We start from the raw sequence: 23,371 nt of genomic DNA, 5'->3' as shown, positions 1-23,371 counted from the left end.
AACCTCCTGTTAGTAGATGAATGACGCTAAAATACCGGTGATGAAAACGGATGTGATCGTGACCGTCGAGAAGCCGGCAACGACCATCTTTGGTAAAATTTCGTCTTCGATGATCTGGACCTCGTCTTCCGTCTCCCCGATATTTTTAGCCGCTTCTTGACTGAGAATCAATGTACCTGGAAAACCATATAGTGACGTCAAACCGATTGCGATCGCCATCGGGTACGAATAACCGAGGAATTTCCCGGCAAGCATCGCGAACAACACGATCCCGAGTACACCAAGGATGAAGGCGATCAACAGTGGCACAAACAGTTCGACGAGATCCGCAAATGACGTGGTTGCGAGTGGTCCGAAGATGATCAATAGAATCGCGAGCATCATCAAACCATACGCATCAATTCCGTTCAAGACGTTTGGTTTCAAGACGCCGGTCGCCCGTAAGGCAATCCCGAGTAACAAGGCGATGACAAACGTATTGAGCCAGCCATTCGTCAAGCCGCTCAGGAACGACGAGACGATGACGACGACACCGACGACAAACAACGTTCCGGCCGTCGTTTGGAACGGCTCCGGCAAAATCGTTTGTTTTTCCGCTGATTCCGCCGGATCAAGGGCGGCTTTTTTCGTGATGCTGCCATCCCGGACGCCATCCCGGATCCGTAATGCTTCCTTGCGTAGGATGACCGACGTCAGCGGAAAACCAATCAAGCCTTGCAACGCCGCGATCAAGACCGGAAAGACAGCGACCGAGATCAATCCGGCGTTCAACGCTTGTTCCTGAACGATGATGACGGAAATCGTTCCGCCGCTGACCGCGGCAATCGCGCTGAGGACATAGTTCGTATCGAGGAACAGCCGACCGATCGTAAAGAGCAACACACTGATCCCGATCACCGCTGATACCCCGATCAGAAACGTTTTCCACTGCCGTTTAAATTCATCGAGACTGATGAGCGTTCCGAGATGGACGATGATCATCCCGACGACGGTTTGTCCGAGTGGTAGTAAGGACGACGTCGGCAAGAGGTCTTCCGGAAACAGGTTGGTCTTGAAGCCGATCAAGAAAATGATGGAAGCAACAAACAAGGAAGATAATAAGGCCTTCGTTTTTTTCGAGATATAATCACTGACCGTCCAGATGAGCATGATAATCGTAAAGGCGATAATCGGTTGCATACGGTTTCCTCCCTTTTAGACGACCGGTTGGTAGCTAAACCCGAGACCATGAACATCGGCGACATTGTAGACGATGATGAAGGAATGCCGGTCAATCTGGTGAATCGCCCGGATGACCCCTGCGTATTCAGAACGTTTCATGATAACCATCAGCATTTTTTTCTGTTCGCCCGAGTACCCGCCTTCGACTGTAAAAATTGTCATTCCCCGGTCGAGCGACGTCAGCAGATAGTTTCGGATCTCGTCCGTATGCAACTCACTTGTGACGAAGATCGCTTTTTTGCGTTCCAATCCGATTTCGATATACCCCATCACAAACGTCGTGATGACAATCGAGGCGACGGCAAACAAAAATTCTTCCAGACCAAACACAAAGATGTTGAAGACAACAATCGTCGCATCCGTCAAAAAGTAACCGACGGACGTGTTCAGCTTAAAGTATTTGTGGAAAATCAGCGGCGGAATCGTTGTCCCGCCACTTGACGCACCAAACCAGTAAAGCGTCGCGACGCCGATTGCAAAGAGGACACTGCCAAAGGCGACGGAAAAGAACCGGTCCGACATAATCATCGTCTCCGGGATGATACCGAGGGCAAGCGGCAACATCAGACTGCCAAGGACTGATTTCAAGAACACTTCCTTACCTAAAAAGATAAACGCAAATAGTAACATCAACACGTTCAACACCAGTACGACGATGGAGCGGTCAATCCCAAGCACTTCTTCGAGCAGAATCCCGATCCCGGTCACGCCACCCGCTGCGACATGGTGTGGACCTAAAAACAAATTGATCCCGGCGGCGAGAACAAAAATCGCTAAAATAATGAACACGGTTTCACGAAACAGCTTCATCGTTCTTCCCCCTTACGTTGACGGATTCGGGAAGAAAGGCATCTGCCGGACAAGCGCTTCTGCAAACAGCACGGCCTGTTCAAATTCAGCAATCGGGATATATTCGTGGACGGTGTGAATTTCTTCGTAGCCAATCGCGACGTTGACGACAACTTTTCCCTTTTCGTTAAAGACGTTGGCATCCGTCCCGCCGCCACTTCGTTCAAAACGGACGGGACGTCCCAGTCCTTCCAAACACCGTTCTGCATGCACCAGCAACGGATGGGACTCTTCGAATTGATACCCGGTGATCAATGGGACTGCCTTGAAATCGAGTGTCGCGCCGTATCGTGTCACCTCCTCGGTCAGAATCGTTTCCATCTCCTTGACTTGATCGAGACACTTTTGGTGATCAAAGGAACGGACTTCCGCGACGAGCTCGAGGTGTTCCATGACGACATTCATCGCCGTCCCCCCTTTTATCTGACCAATGTTCGCCGTCGTTTCGTGATCAATGCGCCCCAGTTTCATCCGGCTGATCGCTTGGGCCGCGACTTCAATCGCCGAAATCCCTTTTTCCGGCTCAAGTCCGGCATGGGCAGCGCGACCGGTCAGACGGATATCCAAGCGATACATCGACGGGCTCGTCGTGATGATGCCGCCGACCGGTCCCCCGTTATCGAGGACGTATCCATACGTCGCCTGTAAGGTCGACATGTCGACTGCCTTCGCTCCAAGCAACCCGACTTCCTCGCCGGCTGTCAGGATGAATTCGATGGACCCGTGCGGAATCTGCTGTTCCTGCAGGCGTTGAATCAGTTCCAGCATGATGGCGATGCCCGCCTTATCATCCGCGCCTAAAATCGTCGTCTGATCAGACGCGATCCGTCCGTCTTGTTCCTGCGGACGAATGCCCCGTCCCGGTGAGACCGTATCCATATGTGACGAAAAAAAGACCGGTTCAATTGACGGATCACCATCCAACCGGGCAATGAAATTGTTCGCACCGAGTCCCGTCTGTTCTTTCGTCGCGTCCTCGAGGATCGTCAGACCAAGCGTTTGGAACCGCTTCATCAGTTCCTGTTGAAACGGACCTTCCGCATACGATTCTGAATCGATTTGCACGAGCTCCTGAAATGTCTGGATCAGTCGTGTTGTTGACATTCGATTCCCTCCCATTCACTCCGCCCATTTGCGGTTAGCGGTAAAAGCAACGGTCAGCCATTTCGTTTGCGGCAACCAATCAAGCGCCACATCAATCTGTTCACGAATCAAATCTTGTTCGATGATCGAGTCATAGCGATAATTTTTCGGGACAATCAAATCAATTTCGATGAACATCAGACTGCCTGTCTTGGAAATCCGGAGGTACATATCATCAACTTCGTATTCATCGACGATTGTAGCGACACTCTGTTTGATGTCGATCATCAACCGTTCACTTGTCGACATCCCTAACATTTCCCGCATCGCTTGAACCATCTCCTTGACCGGATAACGGATCAAAAACAAGACGATCAGCATCAGCATGACCGGATCGACGTAACGGGCGACGTTTTCAAAAGACAACCAAGTTGCCATTCCGGCGATTCCGTAACCGACGACTGCACCGACGCCCATGATGACGGTCAGACGCCATTGTTCAACTTCCGCTGTCGCTAAAATCGAGCGTGCGGACCGGTTGAGTTGCTTCAGATGGCGGTACACGATAAGCGCAATCAAGGCACTGATCGTCAGATAGCCGATGACAAATCCCAGTTCGACCGGATCACCACCCGACCGAATGGTGTCGATGGCAGCGACAAATGCGTAAATAAGTAGGAGAAAGACGATGAGATATTGAAAGAAAACAAGAATGGGTTCCAATGATTCTTTGCCAAACGGGAAGTGGACATCATCCTTGACGGTGATGAACCGACCACCTCGAAGCGAAAAAACACTTAAGACGACACTCAACAAAGCATAAAGTCCGTCAAACAGAACAAAGGAGGAAGAAAGAAGGAATCCGGCGGCAATGCCAAACACCGATAAGAAAAGAGAACTAAAGATGGAATGTTGCAACAACCGGTCTTCGATGACCGGATCTTTCACTTGCGCCAACCGCTTCACCTCCCTTAACGGAAGTGGCCTTCAGGTTTACTGAACGATGACGGCATGACACATCTCTGAACAATGAATCGAAGTTAATTTATGATTACCCCTTTTTTGAAGCAAATAACAATTAAATGTGAAAAAGCACATATCTTTCAGAATTTTCACGCTATTTACAGCAGTTTCGGGGAAAGGATACAGCATATGGTTCATTTTCGAGGGAGGAGATACTCTTGTCCGGATTGATTTCCAATCGTTCCTTTCGTATCGGTCTGTTCATCCTACTCGTTCTCGGCATCATTTATATGGCGCGACAGGTCGACTTTCTTTTTTATCCGTTACTCGTCCTGTTTACGACGATTTTCACCCCGTTCATCATCGCCGGAATTTTATTTTACCTCTCCGTTGGTTTCGTCGATTCACTCGAACGTCGTCTCCGGTCGCGCAAACTGGCGATTTTTATCGTCTTGCTTTTGTTATTGGCCCTTGTCATTTTATTTCTCTTGACCTTATTCCCGCTGATCACGAAACAGCTTTTTGCCTTCATCAGTGCCGTACCCGGTTTTGCTGAACGGCTCTACCGCCAATCGCTGTCGCTATATGCCAAGTATGGGACGTCGATTCCGTCGCTCGACAATCAGTTTTCAACCGTCGACAGCTCGATGAAAAGCGCGACTGCACTCCTCGGGAACGTCTTTTCCTCGATTGCCGGCTCTGTGCTTTGGCTGATTCAGTTGATTGCCTCGACCGTTTTCACGTTATTCATCGCACTTTTTTTATACGTCTTCATGTTGGTCGACGGAAAAAAATTACCGAATGCGCTTGTCCAGTTCATCCCGATCAGTTACCGCAAGGAAGCCCTGCTGATTCTAAAAGACATGAACGGGACGATCCGCTCTTACGTCCGGGCGCAATTGATCGTCTGTACATTCGTCGGGAGTCTCGCGACACTCGTCCTATGGTGGCTTGATGTCCCGTACTTCTTACCGCTTGGTCTGTTCATCTTCGCGACGAATATCATTCCGTACCTTGGACCGTTCCTTGGCGCTGCGCCGGCTGTCTTGATCGGCTTCTTGGATGAACCAATCAAAGGCTTATATGTCATCATCGGCATCACGATCGTCCAGCAACTTGATGCCAATGTCATCTCCCCGCTCGTTCAGGGAAAATCCTTGAAAGTGCATCCGATTACGATTACGGTCGTCCTGCTCGTTGCCGGTCAACTGGCGGGAATTCTCGGTATGTTGCTGGCCGTCCCGTTTTACGCCGTCGCGAAGGTCACGGTGCTCAACATCATTAAACTCGCACAACTCCGTAAAATGGCGTTACGGACGGACAAACCAGTTCCGGATCGTGTCCCGGAAGATCCAACCTAACAAGCAAGACAGGATTAGTAGTCCCGGCAACAAGATGACACCGCCATGGGTCGCCCACCATGTCGAAAAGCGGTTCAACAGACCATAGGCACCGAGCCGGTTAACGAGAATCGTCCACAGCAACGCATAGACGCCGGTTCCGGCAAACGTCACGAGCACGTAGGGGCGAAACGGATAGGCGAGCAGTCCTGCCATATAATGAATCGGACGCCGGACACCCGGCAGGAAAAACGACATGGCGATGGCGACCGTTCCTTTCTCCTGCAGAATCACTTCGGCTTTCGCAAGATGTTTATTGGTCAATAACTTTTGAAAGAAGGGAAGTTCGCGAAAAATACGGGGAATGCCGTAAAACAGATTAAAACACACGAAACAGGCGGACCAGACGGATAAAAAAATCAGGATGAGTGCTTGATCCTGGCGTAACCAGCTGCTGATTTGGCGGATGACCAACAAATCATCCGAAATCGGGATGAACAAGATACTCGAGATGAACCGGATCCATTCCGACAACATGCTGCCTTCCCTCCCATCGAAGTCATTCTTTCTGAAAACGAGGTGTTCGTATTGATGGACTATACCCTAATCTTGCCGGTTTTGCTCTATGTTGTCCTGTTTGCCAACGTTGCTGCGGCAATCGCCATCCTGTTTTTCGAACGGCGTGACGTCAGTGCCACCTGGGCCTGGCTGATGATTCTCTTTTTCTTACCCGTCATCGGCTTTTTGATTTACTTATTGTTTGGCCGGTCGTTGAAACAAGAGACGTTTTATCATGTCCCGGAAGCACGCCGATTGGCGCGCGAAGAAGAGCTTGTGGCACAAGCGAACAACGAAGTCTCCCGCGAAGCAACTCTTTACCCGTATCGGAAGTTGATTCAAGCGAACCGCTCGTCAGGAGCCCTGTTGACGGAAGCGACCGATGTCCGGACGCTGTTCGACGGTCATCAAAAATTTGATACGTTGCTTGCTGACATACAGAGCGCCCAAGTCGAAATCAACATTCAATACTTCATTTTAAAACGCGATCCGCTCGGCGATCGGCTACTGAACGCTTTGTTCGAACAGGCAAAACGTGGCGTCAAAGTCCGGATTCTGTATGATGCTGTCGGCTCGTGGAAACTAAAAGCGAAGGACTTCGCGGCGTTCAAACAAGACAGCGGTGAAGTCCGTTCCTTCTTCTCTTCGCCGCTCGGTATCTTAAACCTGCGGATCAACAACCGGAATCACCGGAAACTCTGTACGATTGACCGGCAAATCGGGTATATCGGCGGTTTTAACGTCGGATCGGAATACCTCGGAGAAGACGAACATTTCGGCTACTGGCGTGATACACACCTCCGTGTTCTTGGACCTGTCGTCGAAGAACTCGAATTTCATTTTGAACAGGACTGGGACGCCGCAAGCAACGAGCGGACGGACTGGTCGACCGCCCCGATTCCACCGCTTGAAGTTGCGACCGATCAGGTACCGGTTCAAATCGTGACGTCCGGTCCAACGTCGGAAACGGAATACTTGAAAAACATGCTGATTCAGATGATTCATACGGCAGAAAAATCGATCTACATCCAATCACCCTACTTTATTCCCGATGCCAGCTTCATGGATGCCTGCCGGATTGCCTTAGCTTCCGGTGTCTCCCTCAAAATCATGATTCCGAACCAGCCGGATCATCCCTTTGTCTACTGGGCGACGTATGCGGCGGTCGGCGAATTGATTCAACACGGGGCCGAAGTCTACACGTATGAGATCGGCTTCATGCATGCGAAGACAATTGTCGTCGACGGGAAAATCGCCTCGGTCGGAACGACGAACATCGATGCCCGGAGTTTCCGGTTGAACTTCGAAATGAATGCGATTTTGTACGATGCGACGATTGCGGAAGAACTGGAACTGCTCTTTTTGTCCGACGTTGCCGACAGTACCTTGCTGACCCGGGAAAAATACGCCGCCCGTCCACGGATGATCCGCTTTAAGGAGAGTATCTCGCGGCTATTGTCACCGATTTTATAAAATTTGCTCGGTTATGAATTAAAGAACTTCACTTAAAAGGAGAACTTGTAAAAATAGTCAAAATTATGAAATAATATTTTTGAACTTATTTTATTTCTTGGCTATTTAGCAACAAATAGGAGGATGGATATGGGAATTTTACTGATTGTTACAGTAGCGTTTTTGCCGATTTTTTATAATATGCACAGACGGTTGCGGATTTCAGAGGACAAACTTCGTGAATATGAACGGTAACGAGTCAAAGGAATTTCACTTATTAATTAACTCATTTATCGCTAAACATACTCATTTTGATTGATTTTGAGTATGTTTAGCGTTTTTGACTATGTTTAATAAGTTCATTTTCCTGTTAAATATGTTCATTTGCTATAAAAATGAACATATTTAATGGAAAGAATCATGAACATCTTAAACGAAGAAGAACAACCTTTTTATGTCGCTTTTTAAGAATCGCTTTCACCTCACAGTTCCGACAGGACAGCATGAAAATGCAAAACGCATTCCAACAAAGAGCATCAATCGTCCCGGAAACCTCCGCCCGAAAGTCGGTATTTCTTTTTTTGAATTCGTTTTAGACTGTCTCATCGATAATCTTTTTTATACTTGAAACGTTATTTTATAATAAATTCAAACATGATTCATGATATGTAACTCTATACTAACTACAGACTACTCAAATCCATTTAGAGGTGAACTTAAAAGTGCAGGATTTTTTTGAACTATTGAATTATGTAAATAAAATCATTTATGAACCAAATCGTTTACCACTAGATATGGTACAAGAAGAACCACAAAATTCGAACTATGGTGCTGGAACTTTTAAAATATTTTCCAAAACAGTTCGTTTTCGGGTAGCACATGTAACGCCTACAAAACTAGGACAGTTTGTTGTCTTTTGGGAAAAAGACAACAACAATAAGAATCAGCCCTATCCATATGACGAAGCCCCTGATTTATTAGTCATCACGACTTTTAAAAATGATACTGAATTCGGGCAATTTATTTTTCCAAAAGAAGTGCTTCTTAAACAAAATATCCTTGCATCTGATTCAACACAAGGGAAGATGGCGATGCGCGTATATCCGAGCTGGGATACACCAACTAGTAAACAAGCAATAGCAACTCAAAAATGGCAGGTACCTTACTTTATTGATATGCGTGACGCTGGTGATTTGTTGAACGATGAAATAGTTAAACGTTATTCGCTTTAATTTCCAAACAAACTTGAAGCACTCACCTATACGTATTTGTAATGCGTTTATTTCACAAAAAAATACGTTAGCAAATCGACAGGTAGGTCAAACCCAGTCTAATTGCTAACGCCGTTAAAATTATGCTTCAGTCAGTAGTGCTTGTGCCTGTTCGAGGACCAAGTCCCCTTTCATCAGACCATACGCCATCTGATTGATGATCGCGACGCGAACCCCTTTTGGTTCTGCTACTTGGCGAATCTTCGTTTCTAAATACCGGACTTGTGGTCCGATTAAAATCACATCCGTCTGATCCAGATGGTGCGATAATTCACTTTCGGGAATCGCTTCGATCGTCACATCAAGAGCTTGTGCCTCAGCTTGTTCACGCATTTTCCGGACTAAGATGGATGTCGACATGCCGGCCGAGCAAACGAGTAAAATGTTCATGATTTTTCCTCCAGTCGTGTGAGTCGCGTATACAGTTCGACCATCTCGACAGCTAAATCTCTGACGGTCATCGCTGTCATCAAATGGTCTTGCGCATGAATCAATAGAATCGATAACGGCGTCTCAAGACCTTTCGCTTCGTCCTGCAGTAAGGTCGTTTGGGCACGATGCGCCTGTAGACTTTCTTGATTGGCTTCTTCCAGTTTGGTTTGTGCCAACGAGAGGTTTCCTTTTTTAGCAGCCTGAATGGATTCCATTGCTGCCGAACGGGCATTGCCTGCATGAAGAATCATCGTAAACGATAGGATTTGCAGTTCTTCTGTCATCAGCTCGCCATCTTCCCTTCTGTTTGTTTTTTCATTGCTCGGACGCCAGCTGCGACGAACGGGACATAAATCGCTGTCGCGAGCGTCAAGTTGACGACTTGCAGTGCGATTCCACGCCAACTTCCGCCTGTCACGAGATAGCCGCTGATTAAAGGCGGTGTCGTCCATGGTAAAATCGCGACGGTTTTTGGCACCAGTCCGGTCGACAGCGCGACATAGGACACGATCGTCAATGTGACGGGCACTAAGATGAATGGAATCAACATGATCGGGTTCAAGACGATCGGTAAGCCGAAAATCACCGGTTCGTTGATATTAAACAATCCAGCGGGTGTCGATAACTTGGCGACTTCGCGGTAGGGATGATTTTTCTGTTCACGGATGACAAAGAAAATGGCAAAGAGAAGAGCCAGTGTCGTACCGGAACCCCCTATGAATACGAAGGAGTCGAGGAAAGGTTTCGTCACCGTATTCGGGACGTCGTAAGCCGAAGTCCCGGCCTGGAATGCTTCCAGGTTCTGCTGAATCAACGGCAGATAAATCGGTTCGATGACGGCTCCGATGATGTTCGTCCCATGCAAGCCGAAGAACCAAAGGATATGATTTAAAAAGGCAATCGCAATCGCAGCCGGAAGTGTGTCTCCAAACCCTTGTAACGGTTTTTGAATACTGTTGAAGATGATTTCAAACAGGCTCGATTCAATGGCAAGTGTCATGAATAATTGGAATCCGCCGACGAGAATCAAAATCAATGTGGCCGGAATCAAGGCTTGGAACGAGCGGACGACACCATCCGGAACACCATCCGGCATCGAAATCGTCAACCGTGTCTTCAGTAGGGTGCGGAACAGCTCGGTCGTCAAAAGAGAGAGAATGATAGCGACGAATAGTCCTTGCGCGCCGAGCCAGGCAAAACTGAGTCCCCAGTCTTTCGTGACCGGGACAAGAATGATATAGGAGGCGACGGAAATCAACCCTGCCGACAACGGGTCGACGTCGTAACTTTTAGCCAGGCTGTAAGCGATCGAAAACGCCACCAGCAATCCTAAAATCGCAAACGATCCGTTCCAAATATTCCCACCTAACCCTTGCCAGTTTCCTTCCCCGAACAACCCGTTCATCCAACCGACGAAATCAAGACTGCCGATGGCGGGGAAGTTATTGATCAGTATCGCGAGCGACCCGACGATGATCAATGGCATAATGGCGACGAATCCATCCCGTATCGCGACGAGATGGCGTTGGGCCCCGATTCTTCCTGCGATTTCAATGAATTTATTCATGTCCGTTGCGCCTCCTTGGATTGAAATTGTGGTAACCATGCTGCGTGCGCAAGCAACATCTCCTCAAGTAGCGGTTGCGCTCGCTTTTCATCTTGAATCAACGGATTCATCAAAAAGGCTAAGTAAGCGTCTTTGGTTGATCCGCTTAACGCGGCTTGAATCGTCAGTTCTTCCATCTGCTTCATCTGCACAATCAATCCTTTGACGGATAATGGTAATGGTCCGACCGCAATCGGGAGCGGACCTTCTTTCGTAATGACGGCGTTGACTTCGATGACGGCATCGACCGGTAAGTCGGGAATCGCTCCTCGATTCAACGTGTTGACCGTCTGAACGTCTCCCCGGTTGTTGTGAATCGAATCCATCAAGGAACAGGCGGCATCACTGTAATACGCGCCACCGCGTAATTCGAGTTCAGCTGGTTTTTCATCCAACTGTTCATCCTGATAGGCTTCGAACAATGTCCGTTCGACTTCCTGGACAATCTCGGCCCGTGTGCCATTCGTGTTGTAGGCGGCGAGGTCCTTCTCGAGCGTCTCGGTGGTTTGGAAATAGTACTGGTGGTACGGATTCGGCAACATGTTGACGGCTTGCAAGAAGGCATCGGACCAACCGAGGCTGACGATATTCGCGGGTGAAAAATCGAGTTGTTTGGTCATCAATCGCTGCATCACCTCTTCTGTCTGGTCGCTTCCGTCGACAAAGACCCGGCGTCCAAAGACGAAATGATTTAAACCGATAAACTCGATTGAGACGCGCTGGACATCGACGTGTAAGACTTCGGCCGTCGAGTTCCGCATGTTAAACGGAATGTTGCAGACGCCGATGACTTTTTGGTGCGGACCGTGCTTCAATAGCGCTTCCGTCACGATGCCTGCTGGATTCGTAAAGTTAATCAGCCAGGCATGGGGACAGATTTCGTGCATCTCTTTTGACAGCTCGAGCAGGACGGGGATCGTCCGGAATGCTTTGAAAATCCCGCCCGCGCCATTCGTTTCCTGACCGATAAATCCGTGTTTCAACGGAATCCGTTCATCGAGTGCCCGTGCCTCCAACCCTCCGACGCGAATTTGCGTCGACACGAAGTCTGCTCCTTCCAGGGCATGACGACGATTTAATGTTGAACTGACACGAATCGGCAAACCGGACCGGTGAATCATCCGCTCTGCAAGTCGGGTAATGATGGCTAACTTGGCTGTTCCGGATTCGATGTCACATAAGATGATTTCAGAAACGGGAAGGGATTCATACCGTTTGATGAATCCTTCGATTAATTCAGGTGTATAACTTGATCCACCTCCGATAATGACAACTTTGATGCCCATGATAAAAACCTCCTCCTGTTTGTAAACGCTTTCTCTTTTTCTTGATTGTAATGTATCATACAAAAAGAACAAATGTAAATACAAATATCAAATGTATTAATACAAATTTTCATAACTTGTTATAACATTTGCATTCAGTTGTCTTTTATCGCTACAATAAAAGAAAAATCGTGAAGGAAGGTCCGTCATGGAAACCAACCAATCGTTACACTCCTATATCAAAGAAGAGTTGTTAGAACGGATTAAATCCGGACTCTATCAAGCCGGCCAACAATTACCGACCGAATATGAGCTCTGTGAAGATTTTGATGTCAGCCGGACGACCGTCCGCGCCGCCTTGAACCAATTGACGCTCGAAGGGTACCTGATTCGCCAGCAAGGCAAAGGGACATTCGTCGCCGATCAAAAAGTACGGCAAACGTTATCGGATACACCGAACACCTATACCGAGCAGCTCGCCGTCCAAGGCAAACGGGGTCATGTCGCCGCCGTCGATTTAACAGTCGTTCCGGCAAATGCGGCCATCGTCGCAAAATTGCATGTCACGCTGAATGATCCGATTCAACGGATCGAGCGGATTCGCCGGGCCAATGACGAACCGACCCAATATGAGATTTCCTATATCCCCTGGCACATTGCGCCCGGCATCACGAAAAAACAAGCGGAACATTCCCTCTACACGACGCTCCGCGAGACATTTGCGATCTCCGTCGCCAAAACGACCGAATCACTTGAAATCACGTTGGCAGACGAACGCATCAGTGCCCATTTGGATTGTGAACTCGGCATGCCTTGTTTTTATATTGAAACCGTCGCGGAAAACAAGGACGGTGAGCCGATCGAATATTCCCGCTCCTATTTCAGAGGCGACAAGACGAACTTCGTCATTGAACGCCATTATGCCGCGGGTGACGCCTTATGAACATTTTCATTAATGCCGATGATTTTGGTTTGACACGTGGTGTGACAGACGGCATCATTCAGGCATATCAAAACGGAATCGTTCATGCGACGACGCTGATGATGAATGGACGGGCCGTCCCGTATGCCGTGCAACAAGCAAAACGTTTTCCACAGTTACAGGTTGGTATTCACCTCGTCTTGTCTTACGGACGTCCATTGACGACGACGACCACGACATTAACGAACGCGTCCGGTCACTTCCGCTTTACTAACCAATATGCGGAACAGGTCCCCCCTTCTCAAGAAGACGTCTTGACGGAATGGACGGCACAAATCGAAGCTTTTTTAGCAACCGGTCTGCCGTTACATCATCTCGACAGTCATCACCATATTCACGGGTGGGAACCGCTGCAGGAAGTCGTGTTAGAGTTGGCCCGTCGTTACGGGGTGCCTGTCCGTTTTGCCCCGACGCTTGCCGCTCATCCGGACTATCTGTTGACGGACACGCTGTATACCGGTTTTTATGGCGAAGGGATTTATCGTGACCTATGGGAAGAACTTCGTCTACTCGATAGCAATTCGATTGAGGTCATGGTCCACCCGGCGTATGTCGATGCGGATCTTCGAGACGTCAGTTCGTATACGACACAACGGGAAGAAGAACTCGCGTTATTAACAAGACTTGCATTGCCCGACGACATGACCTTCATGAGCAGATGACAAACCCCGCTGTTGAAAATATGCCAAGGTTTTCGATCAAATCGATTACCTTGGCGTATTTTTTGTATAGAAATCTTTTAAACCATTTGCCATTTGTGTCCTCGCTTGCTACACTCAACCCGAGTACTTATTAAAATATTTTAAGAAGTATAAGGAAGGTGCCTGATGGCTGGTATGAACACGTATTTATTAACCCTGGTGCGGCAAGCACTTTTATTTGAACGGCTTCACACGATTCCGGAACTGAGCCGTACTCTTTCGACCAGTTTCCCGACGATCAAAAAACATTTGGACATTTTAATCGAGCATGGTGAGGTCGACGAACAGGACTCGGATGTATCGAGCGGCGGACGTCCGGCCAAACGATACCGGTACCGGGCCGATCACACCCACGGACTGGCACTTTATCTCGAACTCGATGCCATCGGTTACCGGATATTCGACGCAGTCGGCACGTTGCTAACGAACGGAACGGTATCCGTTCCCCGTCAGCAGCCGCATGTTCCGGCTCTCGTCCGCCTGATTCACCGGTTGCTTGCGCAAGACCCGCGCATCACTTTTTTAAGTATCGGGGTGGCGGCATCGGTCGAAGACGGAAAAGTCTTTTTTGCACCGGACTATCCGTCCCTGCAACAGGTCGATCTGAAACAGACGCTCGAGTCCGAGTTCCGGTTACCGGTCGTCATCGAAAACGACATGAATTCGGCTGTGGTCGGATTCCACGAAGCAGATCAGAACCGTCAACAATCGTTGATCTATTTGTACTTAGGAAAAAACGGTCCCGGTTCCGGGATCTTGATCAACGGACAACTCGTCCGCGGAAGCAGTCATTTTGCCGGTGAAATCTCCGTCGTCCCGCAATACGACAAGATGACATTCGGACAGGCAATCGCCAAGCGGAGAGCTACCTTAGACGCCCAGACGATTGATGCGATCAGCCGCTTGACGGCGACGTTTGCCGCGACATTGAATCCGCGTCTGTTGATCTTTAACGGGGAGGAACTGACGGAGCACGATTTGGAACAAATCCGGTTCAAGACAACCGAATACATCCCGGAAGCACATATCCCGCTCTTGATCCGGAGTAACTGGGAAACCGATTACCTGAACGGTTTGACCCGAATCGGATTACAGCTTCTGACCGAACAACCTTTATCAGCGAACAGGAGGAGTTCTTCATGAGTGGTGTCTTATTACTCAGCATCATCTATCTGGCATTCATCAGTTTAGGGTTACCGGATTCGTTGCTCGGGGTCGCCTGGCCCGTCATGCGGACGGAGTTCGGGGCCGATCTCGAAGTCGCCGGCTGGTTGTTCATGACGATTGCCGGCGGAACGATCATCTCGAGTCTGTTCAGCGGCAAGATTCTCAACCGGTTCGAGACGAGTCATGTCACAGCGTTTTGCGCGGCGATCACAGCGAGTAGCCTGCTCGGTTTTTATGTCGCCCCGTCGTTGATCTGGCTGTTTCTACTTGCGATCCCGCTTGGACTCGGAGCCGGCGTCGTTGACGCGGCCCTGAATCATTTTGTTGCGACGCGCTACAAAGCCCATCATATGAACTGGCTCCATTGTTTTTGGGGCGTTGGTGAGCGAATCCGGAGACTGGCGCAGCGGGTATTTGACCGTCGCCTTGACCCAGTTCGGTCTTGCCCTCCTGCTTCTTCTCAGTTTGCCGCTTTGGAAACAGGCACCGGTTGCTGTCTCGGATGCACCAGACAATTTGGCGTTAACCGATACTCCGTCGAAACGGTTAGTCGGACTACCGTTTGCGTTAGCTTCATTTGTCCTCTATTGCGGTGCCGAAGCCTTGATTGGTTTATGGGGCAGCAGTTATCTTGTTCAAGTACAGTCGTTTTCGGTCCAGACGGCAGCGACCTGGATTTCCGTCTATTACGGCAGCATCACGGTCGGGCGGTTCTTAAGCGGTTTCTTATCGCTACGGATGACGAACCGTCAGTTGATCCGGACGGGACAAGGCACCGCCCTGCTCGGCAGCCTGTTGTTCTTTATTCCGGTCAACGGTCTGATGTTCACCGGTTTCATCCTGATTGGTCTTGGACTCGCTCCGATTTATCCGGCGATGCTACATGAAACACCGGTCCGGTTCGGACGGGATGCGGCGAAACGCTTGATGGGGATCCAGATGGCATTTGCCTACAGCGGCAGTACGTTTTTACCGCCCTTGTTTGGTGTTCTCGCCTCGCTCTTGACGTTGCAGTTGTTCCCCGTCACAGGATTCCTGATGATTTTGTTCCTGTTGCTTTGTTCCGAACGTCTCAATCGTGTCCTCGCCAAACGGGCGTTGTCGCGCGCTTCCTAATTCATCAGAAAAGGAGTTTTCTATCATGAAAATTGAACATATCGCCATCTGGGTCAAGGATCTCGAACGAATGAGAACCTTTTATGAAACGTATTTTGAGGCTCAGGCCAATGCGTTGTACCACAATCCGGCAAAAGGGTTTTCGTCTTATTTCCTGCACTTTAAATCAGGAGCCCGGCTTGAATTGATGCACCGGACGGATATCGGTCACGAAGCCCCGCGCGACCGGTTCGGTTATGCCCACATCGCCTTTTCACTTGGGAGCCGCTTCGCTGTCGATCAGTTGACGAACCGACTCGAACAGGACGGCTATACCCGGCTCGACGGTCCGCGTCTGACAGGAGACGGCTATTATGAAAGTGTTTTTCTCGATCCGGAAGGTCTGACGATTGAACTGACCGTCTGACGACAAACAAAAACACCATTGGTCTTCATGCCCTTCTCGCAGAAGCGGCCATGCAGACGGATGGTGTTTTTAGATCGTAAGTCCATGCGGTCAGGTCTCTTGTTGTGCGTTAAACCATTTGTACCTGTTCTTACCGGACGACTTGGCCTCGTATAACGCGATATCTGCCTGCCGCAGGAGATTTTTTAAACTGGTTTCCTTCGCAGCAGTATACGAGACGATTCCGATACTCGCCGTCAGGTCATACGCATCCCACTTACTCAGACAGGAAAGGATTTCGTCTGCTTGCCGGACCAACGTTTCCTGACTGTCGCAACAGGCAAAATGGAGCACGAACTCATCTCCGCCCAAGCGAACGGCGCAAACTGATGTTCGTCCCGCAATCAGCGATTGAAGCCGTCTTGCCACTTCTTGTAATACCGTGTCACCCGCGTCATGTCCATAAACATCGTTGATTTTCTTGAAACCGTCCAAATCGAGGAAAAAGAGTGCTCCCGCTTCGTGAGGTTGCGTATCGAAGCGGTTCATCAAATACCGTCTGTTGTAGAGATCGGTCAACGTATCGCGCCAGACGAACCGTTCCAGTTCCAGATAATACGAGAACAGACGGACAATTCGTTGCAGTAACTCGATACTCTTGCTCTCAAACAGACTGGCTTCATCATTGATAGCACACAAAGTACCGAACTTTTCTCCATTCGTCAGTGAAATCGGAATCCCTAAATAGGACCGGACGTTAGCCTGCTCGAGCAATTCTTTCATTCCATCGAGACCCGGTTCTTTTGTGACGTCCTCATACACTAACGGTTGTTTCGTTTGAAAATCGATTCGCTGGCAAAGCGAATAATTCAAATCAATGACCATCCCTTCTGCGACCGGCATACGGGTCTGCTCGTCGGACAGTTTAATGATCAATTGCTCGGATTCATTGATTACCGATAAATAAAACAGTTGTTCCGGCAGAATTTCTTTAGCCAGATTAAGTAAATCCTCGGCTAAATCATCAAATTTCGTATACATCTTCAATTCTTCAAATTGTATATTCATCCGGCACCTCGATACGTCATAGTTTTAGAGATTTCGTTTGCCTATTTCTATTCATCCTCATCGTAAGAATTCCATTTTACCATATCCTCAATAGAGAAATGAGACCAAACCGGAACATGAGAACCGAGAAAACAGAACCGGTTCCAACCGAGCAAAACGATGGGAATTTACATATACTAGTTTTTGGACAGATTGTGCGATAATGAAAAGACGAAAAAGGAGGAATTCCCGTTGTCATCACTCATAAAAGAGATTGCCGTCCGGATCAAGTATCCACTCGGACACGTCATCTCGTTTGACGATTTACCCGCGTTACTCGAAGCGTTTGCCTACCATCTCCCGTTTGATAACCAGGCGGTCCTGTCAAAACGAACTGCCCCATTTAACCAGAGTCGTCTTGAACAGACATTCGTGACGGATCAGACCGGGGGCGTCTGCTACGACTTGAATTATCTACTATACGAAGTCTTGCGGATCAAAGGGTTTGATGTCTCCCTCGTCAAAGCGACCGTCTTCGATCAGGAAAATGAAGTCTGGTCCGCGACGGGTCCGACACACGTCGCTGTTTTGCTCCAGCATCAAGGAGACACGTACGTTGTCGACACCGGGTTTGGTGTTAATCTCGCCTTACGTCCGATTCCGTTGACTGGAGAAACAATCAGTTCAGCAAGCGGCAGCTTCCGGATTGCCCCAAACGGCGCCGGTTACCAGCTCGAGATGTTACGGACCGGTCAGGACGAGGAGTTCGTCATCGGTTACCACTTCTACACGCAACAGACATTACGGCCAGAACAATTGGCAGAAATCGAACACGTCATCCAGGACCATCCGGCGTCTCCGTTTAACAAACGCAGCCTGCTTGCCATCCGGACACCGGACGGTCATCGAATTTTGACCCAACAGGCGTTGACGACGTGGACGGACGGAAAGAAAACAATTCGACCGGTCACGTCCGACGACCAGTATGCTGTGTGGAAACACGAATTCTTTTAAGGATGTGATAGCGCTTGTATCGATATACACTATGTTTAATCCGAAAAGCGGATCAGTGGTTGTTACTGAACCGCCAAAAACAGCCGGCGATGGGCATGTGGAACGGCGTCGGCGGGAAAATCGAAGCCGGCGAGTCACCGGCGGACTCTGTCATCCGGGAGACGTTCGAAGAGACTGGGCTTACAATACCAGATGTCCAGTTCGCCGGAACAATCCTCTTACGGGCGGAGGAGACGGCCGGGATTTATCTGTTCCTTGCCGATTTGCCGTCAGATCAGCAACTGACGACACCCTTCGCGACCCGCGAAGGAATTCTTGACTGGAAACGGCTCGACTGGATCCTTGAGTCGGACAACATCGGTGTCATCAGTAATCTGAAAGCGTACTTGCCACGTGTCCTGGAACAGACAACACTACAGCAACATACGTTTGAGTATGACGGACACCGGTTACTTGATTATCATGTTGTCCCTTTAGAACAGGAAATCCGTTAAAAAAAGACGTCTCTCCGCTTGCTGACGAAAAAGGTCAACCGAGCGGAGAGACGTCTTTTTTAGTTAAAACCAAACAGTTCCAAGCCGGTCACAATCAAACCGACCATCACGATACCAGGCAACAGATTAGCAACCCGGATTTTCGTAATGCCGGCAAGATTCAAGCCGATGGCTAAAATCATCACGCCACCCGTCGCCGTCATCTCAACGATGAACTGTTGCAAGATGGCGTCCGGAACGAACTGAGTGATCGCGACGGCGCCAAGCGCAATCGCCCCTTGGTAGACGAGAACCGGAATCGCCGAAAAGATGACACCGATCCCGAGTGTCGAACTGAGGACGAGCGCCGTAAAACCGTCAATCAGACCTTTGGTATAAAGCACGTCATGATCCTGACGTAAGCCGCCGTCGAGCGCCCCGAGCACGCCCATCGCTCCGATGACGAAAATCAAGGTTGCCGTGACGAACCCTTCGGCAATATTTGACGGACGGCCCCGACCGATCTTCAGTTCGAGCCATTCGCCGACCCGGTTCAGTTTTTCGGCAATCCGTAACCATTCACCGATTGCCCCGCCTAAGACGAGACTACCGATGACGATCAGAAAGTTTTCACTCTTCAATCCCATCTGGACACCGAGCACGACGACGGCGAGACCAATTGCCTGGACGACCGTCTCCTTCATCCGTTCGGGGATTTTATGAAACAGTAATCCGAGTAATGTACCAATAATGATTAATCCTGTGTTGACGAGTGTGCCGGTTAAGACCATACTGTTGTCCTCTTTTCTAAGTAAATACATTTATATTCGGTAATTGAAATAATTATAGTTCAAGTTCTGGTACTCGTTTGGACTGGGCCTGTTTGACACTGTGAATGGTCATACCAAGCATGACGAGCAGCATGCCAACTAAGGCGAGCCCGGTCGGAAAGACCGTATGTAAAAAAAGCATCTCTCCGAGCACGGTAAACAAAATTTCAAACGACTGGGTCGCTTCGACAGCCGCCAACCGAATCGGTTCGGTCCGGACGAGTGTCGTCGCATAAAAGAACAATGATGTCGCGATGACGCCGGAAAATAAGGCAACCAGTCCCGACTGCCCGACTTGCCCTGCGGACGGTAAACCAACCTGCACGTATGCGAGGCCCGATAAAACCAGCCAAAACGGCAGACTGGCCACCGTCATCCCGAGAATCCGGTCAAAGACATCGAGTTCGTCCCCGTATCGTTCCATCATCTTCCGGTTGCCGAGTGGATACGCGATCGCGGCACAGAGGACCGGAAGGACACCAAGCAGCAATGCCGAAATGGACACCCCTTGTGCGACCGACAGTTGCATCAGGCAGACACCGGCGACGATTAACAACGAATAGCGCAGTGACGCCCAGGGAATCGATTGCTTAAAGAGTGGCGCCAGCAACGGTCCGGCGAGAATCGTCACTTGCCACGTCCCGGCAATCAGCCAGCCGGGTGAATAGTCAGCAGCAAGACAAATCCCGCTGTAAAAAATCCCGAAGCCGATCGTCCCGTAGGTCAGCCAAAAGCGCGGCGCTTCCCGGAGTGCCGACCAGACACGACCGAGCCGGCGCCGGTAGGCGACAATCAGTATTAATAACGGCAACATCAGGTAAAAGCGTAAGGCCGCACTGTAGATCCAGTGCCCCCCGCTCCCTTGCATCGACTGGTTCAAGATGAAGGTGACGGCAAAAAACAGCGCCGCGAATATCCCGATCAGGATGGGTCGCATGGTAATTCCTCCTCTAAGGCCGCGATCAGATGTCGTCCGAGCCCGTTCCAGTTGTGTTCCGTCGCACGGACGAGTGCTTCGATATTCGCGCTTTGACAGGCTTCGATGATCGTTTGATGATCCGTGACCGAATCATGACCGTGACGGCTGAACTGGGCATACTCGAGCCGACGGATCAGCGGCGTCAACCGGTTCAGTGTTTCCGTCAGTTGACCGTTTTGACTCCGTTCGAGGAACAGACCATGAAAGGCATCATCGAGTTGTAACGCCGACTCCGCGTCTTCGCGTGTTATCGCGTCCTGAAACGATTGATTGATTTTAATTAAGCGGATGATGTCCGTTTCCGATAAGGGAAATGCGACACGCGCCGCTAACGCATGCAGTGTCGCGACAATCGGAAACGTCTGCCGGGCCTGCGTCGCATCCAGCATCGTGACGTTCGTCCGTGATCCCCGTTTCGTGACGACGAGTCCCTCCTCTTCCAATTTTTTCAACGCTTCGCGGACCGGCGTCCGGCTGACGCCAAACGTTTCCGCGAGTTGCTGATCGTTCAGTTTTTGACCCGGTGCCAAGGTTAAGGTGATGATTTGCTGTTGCAGTCGTTGATACACTTCTTCACTTAAGGAAGTTCGTTGAATCGGTTGAGTTTTCATACAACTAATATATTACATATCAATTATTACTGTACAGTATTTTTTTCCAGCAAAAGAAGCATCCCGTCATGAGATGCTTCATTTTTTTTCCTATGTTACACATTCGGTGTCAACGGTCCTTTTAAGTGACTGAGATCATGCTGCTTCAGCAAAATCAGTTGTACAAGAATCGCAATCGCGACAAACACTTGGGTGATCAAGGTCGGAATGGCGAGATCGACATTCAAGACGTCGGCTGCGATGTTCGAAAAATCCCATAAGGCGTGAAAAATGATCAATGGCCACAGATTGTTGAGTTTCAGCGCAATCAGGGCAAAAAACAGACCAAACAAAAAGGTATTCGCTAGCTGAACAATCATCGACGTCAATGGAACCAAAGCAATCAAATTAATGAGATGGAAGGAGGAAAACAAGGCGGCACTGATCAGAATCGCCCGGTACGGATGCTGTTCCGGATGGAGATTGCGCAAGATGATGCCACGGAACAACACTTCCTCGTTAAAGCCGACGAACAAGGTCGTCACGAAGACGATGGCGACAAGCTGAATCGTTGCGGCAGACAGATTGTCATAGGAAGCAACCAACGCATTGACGACGAGGACGACTTGATACAGGACGATCAACAGAATCGGCAGGTACCAGACGAGTCCCCGAATTTTTAATGTGGAAAAACCGATTGCTTCAAACGAACTGTTGCGGCGGATAAACCACACTAAGAAAATTGCTGTCAGGACTTCTCCAAAAATCGCAATGCGTAACAACTCCGGTTCTCCATACGAAATCCCAAAGCCGTAGGCGGAGACGACCATGACGATTGCCATAATCAGGACGACAACAGCAGCTGAAATGATGATCATACGTTTCTCCATACGAATTCCCTCCTCAGAATTCGGCTGACCTTACTTTTACATGTTATTTACCGCGTTTCCGATAAAAATAATCATGATTTTCCTATACTACCTTGTTTTGCAAGATAGCATGAGATACACTTACCTTGTATTACATGATAGTGAAACGAGGAATCGCGATGTCATCCACCCAAATGTTAAAAGGCATTCTTGACGGTTGTCTCCTCGCCTTGATTGCAGAGGAAGAAGTATACGGTTATGAACTGGCAACTAAACTCGCCGCCCACGGTTTTGCCGACGTCAGTGAAGGGACGGTCTATCCGTTGTTGATGCGGATGCAAAAACTAGGCTGGATCGAAGCGACACAACGAGTCTCACCGAGCGGACCGAAAAGGAAGTATTATGCCATTACACCAAACGGTCGCAAAGAACTCGCGGCATTCACGGCACGATGGCGTCAATTATCGGCAAGCGTTCATCATATATTAAAGGAGGAGTCTTAAATGCAGACGTTATCCGACGAATCAAGACGATTTCTAGAAGACTTAAAGGTCTACTTGCTTGCGTCCGGAAAAAATGAAAAGGCGACGCAGGACATCGTGACCGAACTTGAGAATCATTTACAGGAAGCCGAGTCGGACGGCAAATCGGTTGCAGCCATCACCGGTGACAGTCCGGCCGCCTATATTCAATCGATCGCCACGGAAATGACGACCGATTACCACGAATCGTTTTGGCTGCTGTTTCAAATTCTCGCAGGTGTGTTCAGTTTTCTGTTGTTTCAAGACTTGCTCGACGGACCGCTGTCCTACAGTCTGTACTTTTTAGTCGGCTTTATCCTCTTGATCAGTTCTTTACTGATCGTTTTGAGTCGATGTTTACGTTACAGCGCGACGCACGCCCCTTCGAAACGTCCATTCCTGTTGTTTGGTCTATCCACGGGTGTGATTTTCTTGTTGTTAATGGGACTGTTTTTAACCGATTCGCAGATCACGTCGCCGACAATCCATTTTTCCTGGTTGACCAGTTCGATCATCGGACTTATCGCCTTCCTCCTCATCGGATACAGTGCGTACCGGGCGAAGACCTGGGTCTTGCCGCTCGGACTGCTGGCTTACCTGTTGCCGCAAGTCGTGATCCGGTACGGATTTGACGGCTCACCACTCATCGCTGTGCTC

Annotated in this window: 25 protein-coding genes and 1 pseudogene; 12 read left to right on the top strand and 14 right to left on the bottom strand. The window is 49.2% G+C overall.

Annotated elements, in window-relative coordinates:
* Positions 1-9 precede the first annotated feature (9 nt).
* From P404_RS0115675 to P404_RS0115660, 4 genes are read right to left on the bottom strand one after another with little or no spacing between them, the layout of a single operon-like run.
* The gene (locus tag P404_RS0115675) at positions 10-1,179 is read right to left on the bottom strand and encodes a hypothetical protein (RefSeq protein ID WP_026831274.1); all 1,170 of its coding nucleotides are present in this window, start codon (positions 1,177-1,179) and stop codon (positions 10-12) included.
* 15 nt (positions 1,180-1,194) lie between these two features.
* Positions 1,195-2,031, bottom strand: coding sequence for a YitT family protein (locus tag P404_RS0115670; protein WP_026831273.1), 837 nt, complete (start codon positions 2,029-2,031; stop codon positions 1,195-1,197).
* A 12-nt stretch (positions 2,032-2,043) separates the two neighbouring features.
* Entirely contained in the window at positions 2,044-3,174 is a 1,131-nt protein-coding gene (locus P404_RS0115665; RefSeq protein ID WP_026831272.1) for a M20/M25/M40 family metallo-hydrolase, read from the bottom strand.
* A 15-nt stretch (positions 3,175-3,189) separates the two neighbouring features.
* Positions 3,190-4,101, bottom strand: coding sequence for a cation efflux transmembrane domain-containing protein (locus P404_RS0115660; RefSeq protein ID WP_236624455.1), 912 nt, complete (start codon positions 4,099-4,101; stop codon positions 3,190-3,192).
* Between the two features lie 233 nt (positions 4,102-4,334).
* Here P404_RS0115660 and P404_RS17800 point away from each other — a divergent pair, with 233 nt between their 5' ends.
* On the top strand, positions 4,335-5,477 hold the full coding sequence (locus P404_RS17800; RefSeq protein WP_034774695.1) for an AI-2E family transporter: 1,143 nt from the start codon (positions 4,335-4,337) through the stop codon (positions 5,475-5,477).
* On the opposite strand, the gene P404_RS0115650 is transcribed toward P404_RS17800, so the two are convergent.
* Positions 5,427-5,993 (bottom strand): DedA family protein, encoded by a 567-nt coding sequence (locus tag P404_RS0115650; protein ID WP_026831269.1) that lies wholly within the window; start codon positions 5,991-5,993, stop codon positions 5,427-5,429. The genes P404_RS17800 and P404_RS0115650 overlap by 51 nt on opposite strands.
* Before the next feature lie 54 nt (positions 5,994-6,047).
* Here P404_RS0115650 and cls point away from each other — a divergent pair, with 54 nt between their 5' ends.
* Positions 6,048-7,487: a cardiolipin synthase gene (gene cls / locus P404_RS0115645; RefSeq protein ID WP_026831268.1), complete on the top strand. Its 1,440-nt coding sequence runs from the start codon at positions 6,048-6,050 to the stop codon at positions 7,485-7,487.
* Positions 7,488-8,188: 701 nt separating this feature from the next.
* The gene (locus tag P404_RS0115630; RefSeq protein ID WP_026831267.1) at positions 8,189-8,698 is read left to right on the top strand and encodes a MepB family protein; all 510 of its coding nucleotides are present in this window, start codon (positions 8,189-8,191) and stop codon (positions 8,696-8,698) included.
* A 120-nt stretch (positions 8,699-8,818) separates the two neighbouring features.
* On the opposite strand, the gene P404_RS0115625 is transcribed toward P404_RS0115630, so the two are convergent.
* From P404_RS0115625 to P404_RS0115610, 4 genes are read right to left on the bottom strand one after another with little or no spacing between them, the layout of a single operon-like run.
* A complete protein-coding gene (locus tag P404_RS0115625; RefSeq protein ID WP_026828455.1) occupies positions 8,819-9,127 on the bottom strand; it encodes a PTS sugar transporter subunit IIB in 309 nt (102 codons plus the stop codon).
* A complete protein-coding gene (locus tag P404_RS0115620) occupies positions 9,124-9,453 on the bottom strand; it encodes a PTS sugar transporter subunit IIA (protein ID WP_034774692.1) in 330 nt (109 codons plus the stop codon). The genes P404_RS0115625 and P404_RS0115620 overlap by 4 nt, the downstream gene beginning before the upstream one ends.
* Entirely contained in the window at positions 9,453-10,736 is a 1,284-nt protein-coding gene (locus P404_RS0115615; protein WP_026831265.1) for a PTS sugar transporter subunit IIC, read from the bottom strand. The genes P404_RS0115620 and P404_RS0115615 overlap by 1 nt, the downstream gene beginning before the upstream one ends.
* On the bottom strand, positions 10,733-12,061 hold the full coding sequence (locus P404_RS0115610) for a 6-phospho-beta-glucosidase (protein ID WP_026831264.1): 1,329 nt from the start codon (positions 12,059-12,061) through the stop codon (positions 10,733-10,735). Before P404_RS0115610 ends, P404_RS0115615 begins: the two co-directional genes overlap by 4 nt.
* A 187-nt stretch (positions 12,062-12,248) precedes the next feature.
* Between P404_RS0115610 and P404_RS0115605 the strand changes: the two genes are divergently transcribed.
* The 5 genes and pseudogenes from P404_RS0115605 (at position 12,249) to P404_RS0115585 (ending at position 16,412) form a co-directional block, all read left to right on the top strand.
* Positions 12,249-12,983: a GntR family transcriptional regulator gene (locus tag P404_RS0115605; RefSeq protein ID WP_026831263.1), complete on the top strand. Its 735-nt coding sequence runs from the start codon at positions 12,249-12,251 to the stop codon at positions 12,981-12,983.
* Positions 12,980-13,684, top strand: a complete 705-nt coding sequence (chbG, locus tag P404_RS0115600) for a chitin disaccharide deacetylase (protein ID WP_026831262.1) — start codon at positions 12,980-12,982, stop codon at positions 13,682-13,684. Before P404_RS0115605 ends, chbG begins: the two co-directional genes overlap by 4 nt.
* A 165-nt stretch (positions 13,685-13,849) precedes the next feature.
* Entirely contained in the window at positions 13,850-14,866 is a 1,017-nt protein-coding gene (locus tag P404_RS0115595) for an ROK family transcriptional regulator (protein ID WP_026831261.1), read from the top strand.
* A pseudogene (locus P404_RS17795) lies at positions 14,863-16,006 on the top strand (MFS transporter). Before P404_RS0115595 ends, P404_RS17795 begins: the two are co-directional and overlap by 4 nt.
* Positions 16,007-16,031: 25 nt before the next feature.
* Positions 16,032-16,412 (top strand): VOC family protein, encoded by a 381-nt coding sequence (locus P404_RS0115585; RefSeq protein ID WP_026831260.1) that lies wholly within the window; start codon positions 16,032-16,034, stop codon positions 16,410-16,412.
* A gap of 90 nt (positions 16,413-16,502) precedes the next feature.
* Here the strand turns inward: P404_RS0115585 and P404_RS0115580 are convergent, their stop codons facing one another.
* The gene (locus P404_RS0115580) at positions 16,503-17,459 is read right to left on the bottom strand and encodes a sensor domain-containing diguanylate cyclase (protein ID WP_026831259.1); all 957 of its coding nucleotides are present in this window, start codon (positions 17,457-17,459) and stop codon (positions 16,503-16,505) included.
* Positions 17,460-17,690: 231 nt separating this feature from the next.
* Between P404_RS0115580 and P404_RS17790 the strand changes: the two genes are divergently transcribed.
* Together P404_RS17790 and P404_RS0115570 are read left to right on the top strand one after the other, a co-directional pair.
* Positions 17,691-18,452: an arylamine N-acetyltransferase family protein gene (locus tag P404_RS17790; protein ID WP_034774688.1), complete on the top strand. Its 762-nt coding sequence runs from the start codon at positions 17,691-17,693 to the stop codon at positions 18,450-18,452.
* 14 nt (positions 18,453-18,466) lie between these two features.
* Complete coding sequence (locus tag P404_RS0115570; protein WP_026831258.1) at positions 18,467-18,946, top strand: NUDIX hydrolase; 480 nt, start codon at positions 18,467-18,469, stop codon at positions 18,944-18,946.
* 59 nt (positions 18,947-19,005) lie between these two features.
* On the opposite strand, the gene P404_RS0115565 is transcribed toward P404_RS0115570, so the two are convergent.
* The 4 genes from P404_RS0115565 to P404_RS0115550 all read right to left on the bottom strand — a co-directional run bounded on the left by P404_RS0115565 (position 19,006) and on the right by P404_RS0115550 (position 22,214).
* Entirely contained in the window at positions 19,006-19,716 is a 711-nt protein-coding gene (locus P404_RS0115565; protein ID WP_026831257.1) for a DUF554 domain-containing protein, read from the bottom strand.
* 52 nt (positions 19,717-19,768) lie between these two features.
* Positions 19,769-20,692 (bottom strand): DMT family transporter, encoded by a 924-nt coding sequence (locus P404_RS0115560; protein WP_026831256.1) that lies wholly within the window; start codon positions 20,690-20,692, stop codon positions 19,769-19,771.
* Positions 20,677-21,345 carry a GntR family transcriptional regulator gene (locus P404_RS0115555; protein ID WP_026831255.1) on the bottom strand — a complete coding sequence of 223 codons (669 nt, stop codon included), beginning with the start codon at positions 21,343-21,345 and terminating at the stop codon, positions 20,677-20,679. Before P404_RS0115555 ends, P404_RS0115560 begins: the two co-directional genes overlap by 16 nt.
* Before the next feature lie 95 nt (positions 21,346-21,440).
* Positions 21,441-22,214, bottom strand: coding sequence for a CPBP family intramembrane glutamic endopeptidase (locus tag P404_RS0115550; RefSeq protein WP_026831254.1), 774 nt, complete (start codon positions 22,212-22,214; stop codon positions 21,441-21,443).
* A gap of 158 nt (positions 22,215-22,372) precedes the next feature.
* Between P404_RS0115550 and P404_RS0115545 the strand changes: the two genes are divergently transcribed.
* Together P404_RS0115545 and P404_RS18110 are read left to right on the top strand one after the other, a co-directional pair.
* Positions 22,373-22,696: a PadR family transcriptional regulator gene (locus tag P404_RS0115545; RefSeq protein WP_026831253.1), complete on the top strand. Its 324-nt coding sequence runs from the start codon at positions 22,373-22,375 to the stop codon at positions 22,694-22,696.
* On the top strand, positions 22,697-23,371 hold a 675-nt coding region (locus P404_RS18110), incomplete at its 3' end, for an HAAS domain-containing protein (RefSeq protein ID WP_026831252.1).

Origin of the sequence: Exiguobacterium antarcticum DSM 14480, from assembly GCF_000685865.1 — a bacterium.
GTDB lineage: Bacteria > Bacillota > Bacilli > Exiguobacteriales > Exiguobacteriaceae > Exiguobacterium_A > Exiguobacterium_A antarcticum.
The sequence above is the reverse complement of the archived record's forward strand: the minus strand, read 5'-3'. Positions and strand labels throughout refer to the sequence as shown.

Excerpts from the sequence above, each read along its gene's own strand:
- P404_RS0115675 (WP_026831274.1), bottom strand. The coding sequence starts at position 1,179 with ATGCAACCGATTATCGCCTTTACGATTATCATGCTCATCTGGACGGTC.
- P404_RS0115670 (WP_026831273.1), bottom strand. The coding sequence starts at position 2,031 with ATGAAGCTGTTTCGTGAAACCGTGTTCATTATTTTAGCGATTTTTGTT.
- P404_RS0115665 (WP_026831272.1), bottom strand. The coding sequence starts at position 3,174 with ATGTCAACAACACGACTGATCCAGACATTTCAGGAGCTCGTGCAAATC.
- P404_RS0115650 (WP_026831269.1), bottom strand. The coding sequence starts at position 5,993 with ATGTTGTCGGAATGGATCCGGTTCATCTCGAGTATCTTGTTCATCCCG.
- cls (WP_026831268.1), top strand. The coding sequence starts at position 6,048 with ATGGACTATACCCTAATCTTGCCGGTTTTGCTCTATGTTGTCCTGTTT.
- P404_RS0115625 (WP_026828455.1), bottom strand. The coding sequence starts at position 9,127 with ATGAACATTTTACTCGTTTGCTCGGCCGGCATGTCGACATCCATCTTA.
- P404_RS0115620 (WP_034774692.1), bottom strand. The coding sequence starts at position 9,453 with ATGACAGAAGAACTGCAAATCCTATCGTTTACGATGATTCTTCATGCA.
- P404_RS0115615 (WP_026831265.1), bottom strand. The coding sequence starts at position 10,736 with ATGAATAAATTCATTGAAATCGCAGGAAGAATCGGGGCCCAACGCCAT.
- P404_RS0115610 (WP_026831264.1), bottom strand. The coding sequence starts at position 12,061 with ATGGGCATCAAAGTTGTCATTATCGGAGGTGGATCAAGTTATACACCT.
- P404_RS0115605 (WP_026831263.1), top strand. The coding sequence starts at position 12,249 with ATGGAAACCAACCAATCGTTACACTCCTATATCAAAGAAGAGTTGTTA.
- chbG (WP_026831262.1), top strand. The coding sequence starts at position 12,980 with ATGAACATTTTCATTAATGCCGATGATTTTGGTTTGACACGTGGTGTG.
- P404_RS0115595 (WP_026831261.1), top strand. The coding sequence starts at position 13,850 with ATGGCTGGTATGAACACGTATTTATTAACCCTGGTGCGGCAAGCACTT.
- P404_RS0115585 (WP_026831260.1), top strand. The coding sequence starts at position 16,032 with ATGAAAATTGAACATATCGCCATCTGGGTCAAGGATCTCGAACGAATG.
- P404_RS0115580 (WP_026831259.1), bottom strand. The coding sequence starts at position 17,459 with ATGAATATACAATTTGAAGAATTGAAGATGTATACGAAATTTGATGAT.
- P404_RS0115565 (WP_026831257.1), bottom strand. The coding sequence starts at position 19,716 with ATGGTCTTAACCGGCACACTCGTCAACACAGGATTAATCATTATTGGT.
- P404_RS0115560 (WP_026831256.1), bottom strand. The coding sequence starts at position 20,692 with ATGCGACCCATCCTGATCGGGATATTCGCGGCGCTGTTTTTTGCCGTC.
- P404_RS0115555 (WP_026831255.1), bottom strand. The coding sequence starts at position 21,345 with ATGAAAACTCAACCGATTCAACGAACTTCCTTAAGTGAAGAAGTGTAT.
- P404_RS0115550 (WP_026831254.1), bottom strand. The coding sequence starts at position 22,214 with ATGGAGAAACGTATGATCATCATTTCAGCTGCTGTTGTCGTCCTGATT.
- P404_RS0115545 (WP_026831253.1), top strand. The coding sequence starts at position 22,373 with ATGTCATCCACCCAAATGTTAAAAGGCATTCTTGACGGTTGTCTCCTC.